10 protein-coding genes are annotated in these 15,490 nt (G+C 44.2%); 9 read left to right on the forward strand and 1 reads right to left on the reverse strand.

Features of this window, described 5'->3' with window-relative positions:
- The first annotated feature begins 492 nt into the window (after positions 1-492).
- Complete coding sequence (locus ACYX4M_RS13785; protein ID WP_476080529.1) at positions 493-2,493, forward strand: GGDEF domain-containing phosphodiesterase; 2,001 nt, start codon at positions 493-495, stop codon at positions 2,491-2,493.
- A gap of 207 nt (positions 2,494-2,700) precedes the next feature.
- Complete coding sequence (locus tag ACYX4M_RS13790) at positions 2,701-4,605, forward strand: propionyl-CoA synthetase (protein ID WP_476080530.1); 1,905 nt, start codon at positions 2,701-2,703, stop codon at positions 4,603-4,605.
- 148 nt (positions 4,606-4,753) lie between these two features.
- Here the strand turns inward: ACYX4M_RS13790 and ACYX4M_RS13795 are convergent, their stop codons facing one another.
- Positions 4,754-5,449: a cytochrome b/b6 domain-containing protein gene (locus ACYX4M_RS13795; protein ID WP_476082883.1), complete on the reverse strand. Its 696-nt coding sequence runs from the start codon at positions 5,447-5,449 to the stop codon at positions 4,754-4,756.
- Positions 5,450-5,841: 392 nt separating this feature from the next.
- On the opposite strand from ACYX4M_RS13795, the gene dapB reads away from it, so the two are divergent.
- The 7 genes from dapB (at position 5,842) to ACYX4M_RS13830 (ending at position 15,423) form a co-directional block, all read left to right on the forward strand.
- Complete coding sequence (gene dapB, locus ACYX4M_RS13800; protein WP_476080531.1) at positions 5,842-6,645, forward strand: 4-hydroxy-tetrahydrodipicolinate reductase; 804 nt, start codon at positions 5,842-5,844, stop codon at positions 6,643-6,645.
- A 372-nt stretch (positions 6,646-7,017) separates the two neighbouring features.
- Positions 7,018-8,148 (forward strand): glutamine-hydrolyzing carbamoyl-phosphate synthase small subunit, encoded by a 1,131-nt coding sequence (gene carA / locus ACYX4M_RS13805; RefSeq protein ID WP_039230462.1) that lies wholly within the window; start codon positions 7,018-7,020, stop codon positions 8,146-8,148.
- 13 nt (positions 8,149-8,161) lie between these two features.
- A complete protein-coding gene (gene carB / locus ACYX4M_RS13810) occupies positions 8,162-11,383 on the forward strand; it encodes a carbamoyl-phosphate synthase large subunit (RefSeq protein WP_476080532.1) in 3,222 nt (1,073 codons plus the stop codon).
- Between the two features lie 117 nt (positions 11,384-11,500).
- Positions 11,501-11,977, forward strand: coding sequence for a transcription elongation factor GreA (gene greA, locus ACYX4M_RS13815; protein WP_014948981.1), 477 nt, complete (start codon positions 11,501-11,503; stop codon positions 11,975-11,977).
- A gap of 362 nt (positions 11,978-12,339) precedes the next feature.
- Positions 12,340-14,325, forward strand: a complete 1,986-nt coding sequence (locus ACYX4M_RS13820; protein ID WP_476080533.1) for a methyl-accepting chemotaxis protein — start codon at positions 12,340-12,342, stop codon at positions 14,323-14,325.
- Positions 14,326-14,397: 72 nt separating this feature from the next.
- Complete coding sequence (locus ACYX4M_RS13825) at positions 14,398-14,937, forward strand: NUDIX domain-containing protein (RefSeq protein WP_476080534.1); 540 nt, start codon at positions 14,398-14,400, stop codon at positions 14,935-14,937.
- A gap of 93 nt (positions 14,938-15,030) precedes the next feature.
- Entirely contained in the window at positions 15,031-15,423 is a 393-nt protein-coding gene (locus ACYX4M_RS13830) for a DUF3224 domain-containing protein (protein ID WP_476080535.1), read from the forward strand.
- Positions 15,424-15,490: the final 67 nt, after the last annotated feature.

Raw genomic sequence — 15,490 nt, forward strand, 5'->3', positions numbered from 1 at the left:
AATATAGAGTCGCCTTGCATATTGTTGGTTTCATTAAACCCAAATACCGGTCGCGCCACAATAATCGCAAGTGATAGCGAACACTTACAGACCGAGTCACATCTCGTTGTTTTCCCTCCTCATATGTTACTCATGCTCCCTTTAACGCCAATGAGTGCACCGTTACCTGTGAGTGATTTCACTTTACCCCAACCATTAGAAAACTTTCGTGAATACTATGTTGTTGTGGCAGCTGTAAGGGATATGCAAAACGACGTGCTGGGGGTTGTACTTACGTTTGTAAAACAAAGCAATTTAAGCGCACATCAACATACTTACATAGATATCCTGCGCCAAAAAGTAGAGTTAAATTACCAGTATGAGCTTGTCAGGCATCCGTATTCAGATAAGTTATCTGAACAGCTGTCACTCCTTGAAGAAGTAAGTGCTATTTCAAAAGTAGGAGCGTGGCAAATAGACAGATTCACAGGCGCGTTTTCTTCAACCCAAACCATGAAAAGCTTGTTAGGGTTACTACATTCAAAAAGCGTTAACCTACAAGATGCGCTTGAAGTTATTCCCTTTGAAGATAGAGACGACCTTAAACAACAAATTCTCAAAGCGATAAAGAAGCAAAGGCACTTTACGACGTATCTCACTATTACCGACAAGCAAGGGCGAACTAAAAATATAAAACTAACCGTATTTTTGCAGGTGGGGCGCCATGCTAATTTAGGCTTAAAACTTACTCGCTTGTACGGTGTCGTCCAGGATGAAACGGAAACTCAGCGACTGTCTGATTCACAACACAATTACACAGACTATCTAACAAGTATTTTGAATGGCGTTGATAGTGCTGTGCTCAGCATTGACAAGAATGGCACCATACTATCGGCAAACGAATATGTTGCTTCTGTGTTGGGGTTTGAGCCAGAAGAGCTAATAGGTCAAGACGTTAAGTTACTAGCGACAAAGGTTCAAAAGAGTGTTGAGCCTTCTTACCTGCTAAATTTAGCCGAAGGAGTAACGCACTGTTCAAAGTTTGCGACAGCAAACGAATGCCTACGCCATAAAAACGGAAAACGAATAGCGTGTGATGTTAGTTTAAAAACATGCAAGGTACATAACCAAGAGCTTGTCATTGCAAGTATTCGCACGGTTTCAAAATTGAACTTTGAAGTAGCTCGCTTCAAACAATTAGCATTGACAGATCCTTTAACCGGACTTTCAAATATTCATCATTTCAAGCAATATCTTTTAGATGAAGCTGCTTTAACAACGTCAGATAAGGCGCTCTCTGTGTTTATTAGGATTAGCCTTGTCAACGTTGCTGAGTATGAAGATGCGTTTGGAGAACCGACCGTTGACTACATTCTACGTATATTGGCCAGCCGCTTCGTTCGTGTTTTTGAAACCAATGAAGAGTTCAATGCAAAAGTATTCAAATACGATCGCGGTAGCTTTATTCTCCACTTTGGAACTCGTTACGAAGATGATTCCACGGCGAAAAACGCGGCACTAAAGTGTATTCATTGCCTTCGAGACAACGTTTTAGTACCGATCACCCTGCATAATAGAGCTTTGGCTACAGAAACAAAGACAGTTAGCTGTGCTGTCCCCCCAAAGCATTTGTCCTACAAAAAAATAAAAGAGCTTATATTTAAAAAGGTCGTCAATGAAGATATTGCATACTTGGACGACGAGAGGCAACACGCTTATTTAAATATCAGCGGCAGTGATATAGATCGTTATAACTACATAAAAAACTCGTTAAATCGAGCAATCGCTAACCATGAGTTGTTTTTAGAATTGCAGCCTCAGTATTGTAGCAGTGGAAACCTTGTAAGCTCTGAAGTATTGCTTAGATGGAATCACCCTTATCTTGGAGTTGTCACGCCTAAAGAGTTTATTCCGATTGCCGAGCAGAACGATTTTATTGCTGATGTTGGATTATGGGTCTGTAATGAAGCCTGTAAATTATTGAGCGAATGCAATGTGAATAACATTGACACTAAGCTATCGTTAAATATAAGTGCGAAGCACTTGGCCCGGGCTGACTTTGTCAGTAAATTCGTAGAAATAGTGAATAAATGGAGTGTGGCACATAAATGTTTAAAACTTGAACTGACAGAAGGGGCCTTAATAAAAGGTGTGAATATTATACAGCACCGAGTTCGAGATTTAGCGCAGCAAGGTTTTAGTTTATCTATTGATGATTTTGGTGCTGGAGATTCAAATCTTAACTCGCTTCAAGAGCTTCCAATAAACGAACTGAAAGTGAATAGAGTTTTTATTGAAGCAATAGAAGGATCAAAAGAAAAACACGTTTTTGTCACTAATATTTGTAATATGGCGCGGGCACTCAATCTTGATACTGTAGCTGAAGGGATAGAAACTACAGGACAGCTAATCGAAGCAAAGGCGTGTGGCTGCAGCGTGTTTCAAGGTTATTACTTAGACAAGCCAATGAGCATAAGTGATTGGCGTGAAAAGGTAATAAACGGGCAAAATTAGCTATTTAAGTGGGTCTGTCCCACAGTTGCCAAGCACGAATAAATACTTGTTTTGTTAGGTTTCTCCAAATTTTTAAGCATTTATAGGTGTTGCAGGAATTTTAATATTTTGTAAATCATGCCGTTAGCGAACCTACGCCCTAAGTCTTATAAGCAGGTTGGGTTGAGTTGAAGTAGGGTAAAGATAAACCCTATTCAGGAAATGGATATGACTTATAAAAATGAATATATTGCCTCTACCCAGCACCCCGATAAGTTTTGGTTAGAACAAGCACGCAAGATAGCGTGGTTTCAACCTCCAGAGAATGGATGCCAAAAAACAGACAACGGTTACTATGACTGGTTCAGAGGAGGGCAGCTAAACACAAGTTACCTAGCGCTAGATCACCACGTTAATAATGGTCGTGGTGATAAAACCGCACTGATATACGACTCACCGGTAACACAAACTGACCAACATTTTACCTACAAGGAACTACTTGCTGAGGTAGCGCAATTTGCCGGAGGGCTATCTCGCCTAGGTGTTAAAAAAGGCGACCGCGTTATTATCTATATGCCGATGATCCCTCAGGCGGCAATCGCAATGCTTGCATGTGCACGATTGGGAGCGGTGCATTCAGTGGTATTTGGCGGTTTTGCAGCAAATGAACTTGCTGTACGTATAGATGATGCGAAGCCAGTGGCAATAGTTACTGCGTCCTGTGGCATAGAGGGAAACAAAGTTTTACCGTATAAGCCTCTTGTAGATGAGGCGGTCAAAATAGCAGAGCACAAGCCAAAAGCATGCGTTTTGTTTCAGCGAGAGCAGCTAACTGTAGAGTTAAATAAAGAAACTGACTACGACTGGCACACTCTGGTTGAAAATAGTGAGCCAGCTTCTCCCGTCGCCGTTGATGCAACAGATCCTCTTTATATTCTTTATACATCAGGCACCACAGGAAAGCCCAAAGGCGTGGTTCGAGATAACGGTGGTCATGCAGTTGCATTAAACTACTCAATGAGCGCGGTGTACGGCACGAGTGAAGACGACGTATTCTGGGCTGCATCAGATGTGGGTTGGGTAGTTGGCCACTCTTACATTGTCTATGCACCGCTTATAAGAGGTGCAACCACTGTATTATACGAAGGTAAACCCGTTGGCACCCCTGACGCAGGGGCGTTTTGGCGCATGATAGAAACTCACAAAGTGAATGTACTTTTTGCTGCACCTACAGCCTTTCGAGCAATTCGAAAGGCCGATCCGAATGCCGAGCATTTATCAAAGTACGATACATCGAGTTTGCGTACTTTGTTTATGGCAGGCGAGCGGCTTGACCCACCAACATACTATTGGACAAGTGAGAAGGTAGGCGTGCCCATTATCGACCATTGGTGGCAAACCGAGACTGGTTGGCCTATTTGCTCCAATCCAGTGGGCCTTGAACCAATGCAAACTAAACCGGGTTCTTCCAGTGTGCCAACACCAGGCTTCAACGTTAAGGTCTTAAAGGGGGGGGAAGCGCCTCAAGTTACGGGAGAGAAGGGGGCCATTGCGATTCAATTACCCCTTCCTCCAGGTTGCTTAACAACGATTTGGCAAGATCATCAGCGGTTTGTCGATGGCTACTTACGCGAATTCGAAGGGTACTACAGTACTGGAGACAACGGATATGTGGATCAAGACGGCTACGTATTTATTATGGGGCGCACCGATGATGTTATAAATGTTGCCGGTCACCGCTTGTCTACCGGTGAAATGGAAGAAGTGCTTGCGGCACATCCAGATATTGCCGAGTGCAGCGTGATAGGAATTAATGATGCATTGAAAGGACAACTACCGGTTGGGCTTGTTCTTCTAAAAGATGGTGTGAGTGTGGACGAGAAAACGTTAGAACAGGATTTGGTTCAGCGAGTTCGCGATAAAATTGGCCCAGTAGCCTGCTTTAAGCGAGCGATTGTGGTGAATCGTCTACCGAAAACCCGGTCAGGTAAAATACTTCGCAAGCTACTACGCCAAATTGCTGCTAACGAAACGGTCGCCGTCCCTTCGACTATCGATGATCCGTCAAGCGTAGAAGAAATAGAATCGATAATGCGAGATAAAGGACTAGTTCGTGAACCAGCCGCCATATAATGAAACTATGAGCGGCAAATAGGTAAAAGCGAGATAGCTAAGCGTACTTTCCAACGATTTTTTCTTTAGTCAATAAAGGGGCTTCTCGCCCCTTTATTATTGAAATGACGTTATGCTGTTAGTGAATGACAAAAGGTTGTCGTGCAGATCAATAGTAATATTCGTCTACTTGTGGTTCTGGTGGATACACTTCAATTGCCACATAAACGAACGCCGCAGCGATAAGCGCCACAATAAGTGCGCGTAACAGTCGAGAGTCCGCGATACCTGCGGCTCTTGATTCTTTTATCGAGCCTTTACTACCGTGCACCATGGCGGGAACCAATTTCTGCTTTTTATATACGCTGTAAAAAATAACCGCGCCTATGTGTAATGCAATGACATAAAGCAACGCATCAAATGCAAGGTGGTGCAGATTGTTCATCAAATCTAATGTTTCTTCACTGGCTAACTGTCGATAAGGACCGTCTAAGAAAATATCGTCTGTCATAAATAGCCCAGATACGGCTTGTATGGCCAATAGCACCAGCATAACAATAACAAACCAGCCGCCTAGCGGGTTGTGCCCAATAGCGGGTTCTGACTGCCTGTTAAAAAGCGTCTTTACATAGCTAAAAACCTTCTTAGGGCCAGTGACGAAGTTATTGAACCTAGCGTGCCGTGTACCAACCATTCCCCAAATAAGGCGGAACACAATAAGAAATAAGGTGAAATAACCTATATAGAAGTGCCATTGGACTTTGTTTTCAAGCCATTCAACGGTGGCATATTGGGCTAATAGGCTCGCGACAATCAGCCAATGAAATAGTCGGGTAGGTAAGTCCCACACAAGGGTTTTCTGCATCGTCATTGTATTTCACGTTTTGTGGTGGTCTATCTAGCTTAAACACACGTTAAATAGCGTGAAAAACGATAAATAGACCTAGGTCATTAAATCTAAGCCATAGCGTCTCCCAATTTGCTGGTTAACACAAGAAAGCCTAACCATATAATACTATGTTTTATCTTAAAAACCGGCCGTTCATAAACCTCAAAATATTTAGCTTATGTCGGTCTATTGAAGGTTTAAAAGACATTTTTAGTGCACGTACTTTGCGTAGACAAATAAAGCAATAGGGTTTAGGGCGCACTTAGTTTCTAATTATTCGTATTTAATATGAATCTCACATTGCAATAGTACCTGCATTTGGCAAAATGCCTGACAGTTGAAGGTTAATAAAAGTGTAAAGCGATAAAATGAAAGTAGGAATATTTGGCGCTAACGGGCGCATGGGGCGTGTGTTAGTCGAAGCGTTGGATTTAAGTGAAGACGCTGAACTAAGCGTCGCTACAGTGCGCGACGATTCACCTTGGGTTGGCCTAAACGTAGGTGAACTGGCCGGTATTGGTAAAAAAGATGTCGATTGCACTGCGCTTTCTAACTTGAGCGGTAACGATGCAGATGTGATGATCGACTTTACTTTGCCTTCGGTCATTGAAAGTAACCTAGCGTGGTGCGTGAAAAATAATATGCCTGTTGTAATCGGTACAACCGGTTTGAACGATGCGCAGTTAGCAGCGTTAGATGCAGCCGCAAAGCATATTCCTATCGTGTTTGCAGCTAATTACAGTGTGGGCGTTAACTTAATGCTTTCACTAGTTCGACAAGCGGCCAACGTATTAGGTGAAACGGCAGATATCGAAATTACCGAAGCACACCACAGGTTTAAGCAAGATGCGCCTTCAGGTACGGCTATAGCTATTGGTGAAGCCATTGCCGATGAGTTGGGTCGCGACTTAAAAACCTGTGCAGTGTACGGCAGAGAAGGAAAAGAGCCTGAGCGCGACCAAGGTACCATTGGTTTTGCCACAGTTCGCGCCGGAGACATTGTCGGTGAACACACAGCCTTATTTGCAGATATTGGTGAGCGCTTAGAGATTACGCACAAAGCATCAAGCCGTCTAACTTTCGCAAAAGGCGCTGTGCATGCAGCAAAGTGGTTGTGTGGAAAACAACCTGGTCTATACTCCATGGTTGATGTACTTGATTTAAAGCTGTAGGCGTTTTTGGATACTAGCGTGCCATGGCTTAAAAGCATGCAAACTCCAAGGCGTTATCAAAGTGTTAAACTAAAGTTGCACTTTAAATGAGCAATAAGCCGTACTTTCGGTGGTTCTGCGCAAAAATGGTGGTATAAGCGTTATTTTAGTAAATTATTACAAATAAATTTGCCATTTTCGGTCAGTGATGTATACTCGCCGGAATTTGCCAGAATTTCGTATTCTGAAGCCATTAAAATGGCTGAAGAGTGCGGTTTTATTAGCTGCAAAGATCGTAAAACGGGATGTATTGTTTTCAATAACTCCCGTTTTTTGTGGGGTTTGTGCAGAAAACTGCACAAACACATAGTTATCCTTAATCTGGAGGTTGACTTGGCTAATTCTGCCCTTTTGGTGTTAGAGGATGGTTCTGTTTTTAAAGGTACGGCGATAGGCGCTACAGGCTCCGCCGTTGGGGAAGTTGTTTTTAATACTTCCATGACCGGCTATCAAGAAATTCTCACCGACCCATCCTACGCTGAACAACTCATCACCCTTACTTATCCACACATTGGCAACACCGGCACTAACGAAGAAGACGTCGAAGCAGATAAAATCTGGTCGAAAGGTCTAATCATCCGTGACCTACCTCTTGTTGCTAGTAACTTTCGTCAACAGCAAACTTTGTCTGAATACCTTAAAGCGAAAGGCGTTGTGGGTATTGCCGACATTGATACACGTCGCTTAACGCGTATCTTGCGAGACAAAGGTGCACAAAACGGCTGCATTATTTGCTCTGATGAATTAGACGAGTCTAGCGCACTAGCGCAAGCAAAAGCTTTCCCTGGCCTTAAAGGCATGGATTTGGCAAAAGTAGTAAGTATTACTGAGCCAAAAACATGGACAGAAGGCAGTTGGGAACTTGGCAAAGGCTATGTAACACCAAGTGAGTTCAAATATCACGTTGTTGCTTACGACTACGGTGTTAAAAACAACATTCTTCGCATGCTAGCTGACCGCGGTTGTAAAGTAACTCTGGTACCAGCGCAAACCCCCGCTGAAGATGTGCTTGCCATGAATCCTGACGGTGTATTTTTGTCAAATGGCCCGGGCGACCCAGAGCCATGCGATTATGCAGTAACCGCAATTAAAACTATCGTCGAGACCGGTACGCCAGTATTTGGTATTTGTCTTGGTCACCAGCTGCTTGCTATCGCAAGTGGTGCTAAGACAGTGAAGATGAAGTTTGGTCACCACGGGGCAAACCACCCGGTTAAAGACCTTAAGCGCAATGTAGTTATGATCACTAGCCAAAACCACGGTTTTGCTGTTGATGAGTCTAGCTTGCCAGATAACCTAGAAGTAACTCACATTTCGTTGTTCGACAAGTCGTTGCAAGGTATTCATCGCACCGACAAGCCTGCGTTTAGCTTCCAGGGTCACCCTGAAGCCAGTCCAGGTCCTCATGAAGCGGCGCCGTTATTCGACCACTTCATCGAACTTATTGAACAACACAAGCAGTAGGAATTAGCCAACTATGCCAAAACGTACCGACATAAAAAGTATTCTTATCATTGGTGCTGGCCCTATTGTTATTGGCCAGGCTTGTGAATTCGACTATTCAGGCGCGCAAGCGTGTAAAGCCCTTCGCGAAGAAGGCTACCGTGTTATTTTGGTTAACTCTAACCCAGCAACCATCATGACCGACCCAGAAATGGCAGATGCAACTTACATCGAGCCTATCCACTGGGAAGTAGTTCGTAAGATTATCGAAAAAGAACGTCCAGATGCCATCTTACCTACAATGGGTGGTCAAACTGCACTTAACTGTGCGCTGGAGCTAGATAAGCATGGCGTACTAGAAGAGTTCGGCTGTGAGCTTATCGGTGCTACGGCAGATGCTATCGATAAAGCAGAAAACCGCGAACGCTTTGATAAAGCGATGAAGAATATCGGTCTAGAATGCCCACGTGCGGAAATTGCGCACACCATGGATGAAGCGCACGATGTGTTAAGCCGTATCGGCTTCCCTTGTATTATTCGTCCGTCTTTCACCATGGGTGGAACTGGCGGCGGTATCGCGTACAACATTGATGAATTTAACGAAATTTGTCATCGCGGGCTTGACCTTTCTCCTACCAACGAGCTACTTATCGACGAGTCGCTTCTAGGTTGGAAAGAATATGAGATGGAAGTAGTACGCGATAAAGCAGATAACTGCATCATCGTATGTACTATCGAAAACTTCGACCCAATGGGCGTGCATACCGGCGACTCAATCACAGTTGCTCCAGCACAAACCCTGACTGACAAAGAATTCCAGCTAATGCGTAATGCAGCAATGGCTGTACTGCGTGAGATTGGTGTTGAAACCGGAGGTTCAAACGTACAGTTCGGTGTAGACCCGAAAACAGGTCGTGTAGTAATCATCGAAATGAATCCTCGCGTATCGCGTTCATCAGCACTTGCGTCTAAAGCAACGGGCTTCCCGATTGCGAAAGTGGCTGCAAAGCTTGCGGTAGGTTACACGCTAGACGAATTAGCAAATGATATTACAGGTGGCCTAACGCCAGCCTCTTTCGAGCCGTCAATCGACTACGTAGTCACTAAGATCCCACGCTTTAACTTCGAAAAGTTTGCCGGTGCTAATGACCGCCTAACTACCCAAATGAAGTCGGTGGGTGAGGTAATGGCTATTGGCCGTAACCAGCAGGAATCACTTCAAAAAGCCCTTCGCGGTCTTGAAGTAGGCGCTTCAGGTTTGAACCCTATGGTCGACCTTGAAGACCCTGAATCACGCAACAAAGTGGTTTACGAACTTCGCCAGCCTGGTGCAGAGCGTATTTGGTACATTGGTGATGCATTCCGTATGGGTATGACGGTTGAAGAGGTGTTTAACCTTACTAATATCGACCGCTGGTACCTTGTACAGCTTGAGGACCTTATTCTTCTTGAAGCAAAAGTGGCTGAGCTTGGTTTACCAGGTATTGATGCTGACTTTATGCGTGCACTTAAGCGTAAAGGTTTCTCTGATGCGCGTCTTGCTGAACTAACCAAAGTGGCAGAAAGCGATATTCGTGAAACTCGTCGCGGTTTTGGTATTTCTCCTGTCTACAAGCGTGTAGATACCTGTGCAGCAGAATTCTCTACCAGCACGGCTTACATGTACTCAACGTATGACGAAGAGTGTGAAGCAGCGCCAACAGACAAAGACAAGATTATGGTATTGGGCGGCGGTCCAAACCGAATTGGTCAAGGTATCGAGTTTGACTACTGCTGTGTTCACGCGGCCCTTTCAATGCGCGAAGACGGTTACGAGACCATTATGGTTAACTGTAACCCTGAGACGGTGTCTACCGACTATGACACATCAGACCGTCTGTACTTCGAGCCAGTAACACTGGAAGATGTACTTGAAATCGTTGCTAAAGAGCAGCCGAAAGGCGTTATCGTGCAGTATGGTGGCCAAACTCCACTTAAACTTGCGCGTGCACTAGAGGCAGCAGGTGTTCCGGTAATCGGTACCTCACCAGAAGCGATTGACCGTGCCGAAGACCGTGAGCGCTTCCAGCAAATGGTGAACAAGCTTAACCTTAAGCAGCCTGCAAATGCCACGGTAACTAACGTTGAGCAAGCGCTAACTATGGCTGAAGAGATTGGCTTCCCGCTAGTGGTTCGCCCAAGCTACGTGCTAGGTGGTCGTGCGATGGAAATCGTGTATGACATCAAAGACCTTAAGCGTTACCTAAACGAAGCGGTTAAAGTGTCTAACGACGCGCCAGTACTGCTAGACCGTTTCCTAGACGATGCTATTGAAGTTGATATCGACGCTATCTGCGATGGCAAAGACGTAGTCATTGGCGGCATCATGGAACACATCGAGCAAGCGGGTGTTCACTCTGGTGACTCTGCGTGTTCATTGCCTCCGCACTCGCTATCTAAAGAGATTCAGGATGTCATGCGCGAGCAAGTTAAAGCCATGGCGCTTGAGCTTGGCGTAGTCGGTCTAATGAATACACAGTTTGCGATTAAAGACGGTGAAGTATACCTCATCGAGGTCAACCCTCGTGCAGCACGTACCGTGCCGTTTGTATCTAAAGCAACGGGTATTCCACTTGCTAAAGTAGCAGCACGCGCTATGGCTGGCGTCAGCCTAGCCGAACAGGGGGTAACAGAAGAAGTTATTCCTCCGTTCTACTCTGTGAAAGAAGTGGTGCTTCCTTTTGCTAAGTTCCAAGGTGTTGACCCACTGTTAGGCCCAGAAATGCGCTCTACGGGTGAAGTCATGGGCGTTGGTGATACCTTCGAAGAAGCCTATGCGAAGGCTAACTTAGGTGCGGGTGCGCCACTGCCTAAGCAAGGTAAAGCGCTTATTTCAGTACGCGATACCGATAAACCTCGTATGATTGCTCTGGCAAAAGCCTTGGTAGAAGCCGGTTTTAGCATTGAAGCTACCCGCGGTACGGCTACCGAACTTTACGATGCAGGCATCATGAGCACAGTAGTGAACAAGATGTCTGAGGGCCGCCCTAATATTGTTGATGCTATCAAGAACGGCGAGTACGCGTATTTGGTTAACACAACAGAAGGTCGTCAAGCCATCACCGACTCAGTGTACATTCGTCGTGAAGCCTTGGTAAACAAGGTAACCTACACTACAACGATGAACGCTGCGTTCGCAACTATCCGTGCTAAGTCTGCCGATGACCGCAATAAAGTGGCGTCAGTTCAAGAACTACACGCTAGACTTAAACACTAATGACATACACTAGGATACGAGGTATCCTAGCAATATTACATTTGTGTGAACGAATAAAAAGTGCGCCTTCGCGGCGCACTTTTCTGTTTAAATTACTAGCTAAGTGAGACGGTATTCATGAGTCAGTATCCAATGACAGCGCGCGGCGCTCAAATGCTGCGTGACGAATTAAATGAGCTAAAAACAAAAACACGCCCACGTATTATCGAGTCTATTGCCGAAGCACGTGAGCACGGTGATTTGAAAGAAAACGCTGAATATCACGCTGCCCGTGAACAGCAAAGCTTCTGTGAAGGCCGCATTCAAGATATTGAAGGCAAGCTTTCAAACGCACAGATCATCGACGTTACTAAAATGGAAAATACCGGTAAGGTAATTTTCGGTACTACGGTTACCATTTTAAACGTTGATACCGATGAAGAAACAACGTACCGCATCGTTGGTGACGACGAAGCTGATATTAAGAATAACTTGATTTCAGTTAACTCTCCTATTGCTCGTGGCCTAATCGGTAAAGAGCTTGATGATATGGTAACGATTCAAACGCCAGCGGGTGCAGTTGAAGTAGAAATTATCGAAGTTGAGTATATCTAAAGACACTGACATTACTAAAAAGCGCCGAGCATTTGCTCGGCGTTTTTGTTTGTAATGTGAAACTCGGTCTGTACCTCCATGTTTCCCACACGATATGACAGTGCTAGTCCGTATAGATATTTTGAGTGCAGATAAATAAAAACTTTTACAGAGCTAATCGAAACTTCGAGATTGGTTTAGTTTATACCGCGATCCCTAGGCAGTATCAAATTGCTGAACAAGGCATTGGGTATGTGGCCGGTTTGCGCTTATTTCATTGTTTTCTATACTGAGATGGTCTGTCTATTTATTAGTCAGGTTTAGGAGGTTTATTTTTCCTCATTCTATCCATTGAGCAGTACGGAATACATGGAGCTCTATCGGTGCGCTTGTTACAACGATTTTCTATACTACAACTGTCTGTGTTGGGTGCGGGCATTCTCTTATTAAGTGTTTCATACCTATCCTTCAAAGATATTAAGCGTTCATTAGATGTTACCAATGCGGCCGCAACTGATATTGATCTTATAACGCTGATTGCTGCTGTAGAATCAGTGGCCCATCATCATGCGGTAGAGCGCGGCTTGACAGCAGGTTACTTAGGTAACCCAACGGTACAGGGGAAAGAAAAAGTGTATACGCAGCGTCAACATGCAGATGACGCTGCCTCAAAGGTGATATCGTTACTTCAAAATACTGATGTCTACAGCGAACGAGTAGTTAAAATCGTTAATCCGCTCATCAGTTACTTACGTGAAAAAGACGCCTTAAGGAAAGAGGTAGATAGTCAAAACGGTGCTCGAGCCTTCGCCTTCTACAGTTCACTTAACGCATCTGCGCTGAACGCTGCTACTTCATTAACTATATATGTCAATAGCTTAGCGTCAAAAGAACAGCTGTCTAATGCTATTCTTTTAGCCCAATTAAAAGAGCGGTTAGGGCAATTGCGAGGGAAAGTTAATGGTGCGATAGCGAAACGTGAAGCCAGTGACATTGTAATAAGTGAACTACGGGGTTATCAACAAGAGGCGCAATACCTTGCAGGAAAGCTAGAAAATAGTTTGCCTCATGAGAGCGATATTGAGTTCACAAAAGCTATGACATCGAATAATGCAAAAACGATTGAGCGTACTTTACAAAAGCTTAGTTCGGGAGTAGTTGACTTTAACTCCCTTCCAACAAGCAGCGATTGGTTTGGCGCTGCAACGTCACAAATTAAAGACGTAAAAGCGATACTTGATAATATCTGGGAAAAAGTAAACGAGAACGCGGAACGAATGCACAGGAACGCCATGTTAAGCCTAGTGCTAACGCTCATCATTATTTCTGTTGGCATTGTGATCATTGCAATTATCTACCGTACGCTGCTGTACATTCTCAATACTCAACTAACGCGCCTCACTCAAAATCTTGCGAAAATTGCCGAAAATGGGGATTTAACAATTGATGTAGAGATGCCGATGCAAAATGAGTTGGGAAGGGTTTCCGTAGCAATTAATACTACGATATTGGCACTAAAAGATGTAATCAAAGGATTAGAGCAATCAATTGAAGCAAGCTCGCGTCTATCATCGGAATTAGAAACATCCTGCACTGAAATGGTACACGATGCAGGTAAAACGCAACAACGGTCACTTAATATCGCGTCAGCGCTAGAAGAAATATCGGTAACCAGTACCGATATTGCGAAGTCAGCCTTTGACACATTAGCTGCGAGTAAATCGTTAGATGAATTAGCAATAGAGGCTTTTGATATTAATGAATCAATTAGAATGGCGATGAAGCTCTTAGAAGATGACATGACACACGTTGAGGTGAATGCTGCGGCTATGGAAAAGCAAGTGACTGACATTAGTAGCATACTCGAAACTATTAACACTCTCTCAGATCAGACGAATCTATTGGCTCTGAATGCTGCAATAGAGGCGGCACGTGCTGGAGAGCATGGTAGAGGGTTTGCGGTTGTTGCCGATGAGGTTCGCAAACTAGCACAGAATAGTCGAGACGCTTCAGCTCAAATAGCTACACTGCTCGCGTCGCTTCAACAAGCAAGTTTAGTGGTTGTCCAAGACGTTAACAAAAGCGCTTCGGCAGTAAAGAAATCGGTTGATATTACTGGAAGGGGACGGGAGACAGCTGAAAAAGTAAAAGATGCCGCATCTAACGTCGAGCTTATGGCCAACAATATGTCTGCGGCGGCAGAGCAGCAGTCAGTCACAACACAAGAAGTAGCAAAAGATATTGTTGACGTTGAAACTGCCGCAAACCACGAAGTTGAGTTAGCACGAGCATTATCAGAACTGTCCAATTCAATGAAAGAGAATAATCTGGTTCTCAGTCGGACTATCGCTAATTTCACAATTGACTGAGTTGTTTTCATTGCCCACTATTTTGGTCAAGTAACTTTATTAAAATACGTGCGCGAAGTGACGAGGAATACGATGTCAGAAATTCAAACGCTCAGTTCAAAAGTAGTCTACGAAAACAAATGGCTACGCGTAAAAGAGGACAAAATACGGCGAAGTAGCGGGAGTGAAGGCATATACGGCGTTGTGGAAAAGCCTGATTTTGCCATTATCTTACCGATTGAGGGCGATACCGTGTATATGGTTGAGCAATACCGCTATACCATTAAAGAGCGACAGCTTGAGCTCCCCCAAGGGGCATGGGAGAGCAACCCCGACGCTGATCCAGTAGAGCTTGCAAAAGGTGAGCTTAAAGAAGAGACAGGCTTAACTGCTGAATCAATGGAATATGTAGGCTTTCAATATCTTGCATACGGCTTTTGCAATCAGGGGTACCATATTTACGTGGCTAAAGGTTTGACTCAAGGCGAACAAAAACTAGATGTTGAAGAAGAAGACTTGCAGGTTGTTCCGCTTCCCTTAATTGCCTTGAAGGAAAAAGTCATCAATGGAGAGATAAAAGATGCTAGTACCTGCAATGCTTTAGGTTTGGCCATGCTTAAGGGGATTATTTAAACCAACAGTTACAATTTTCAGGTTGCCTTCTTGCAGCTTTAGAAGTTAGTTTATGGAAACCTTACCAAGAGACTAATAGTAAAAGAGATATTTATGGCAATAGAAGGAAATTTTTCCATTGCACAATGGGACGAAGACACACTGAGTGAAAGGCCAGAGGGAATAAAGATATCTCATGCCAGTATTAAGCAGGTCTATACAGGTGATATGAGCGGCGAGTCGAGTGTTGAGTTTTTGATGTCTTATCAATCGCAAACGTCAGCTCAATTTACGGGCTTCGAAACCTTTGTCGGCGTGATAAAGGGATTGCGTGGTACTGTTACTCTTCAGCATAATGGTAAATTTGAAAACGGTATCGCCAGTAGCGAATTTGTATCTATTGAAGATAGTGCAACAGGAGAACTTACAGGAAAGACCTTCCGAGGTAGCTTTAAGTCCGGTGAGTCGGGTAAAGCTGATTACACACTTGACGTTGATGATGTCTAAGCCGTATATGGCTAAGTAGCGATATTTGGTTAAGCAAGCAACGTGTATTATTGCAGCTTATTAAAGC

This window comes from Alteromonas sp. ABV4_150 (genome assembly GCF_056311745.1).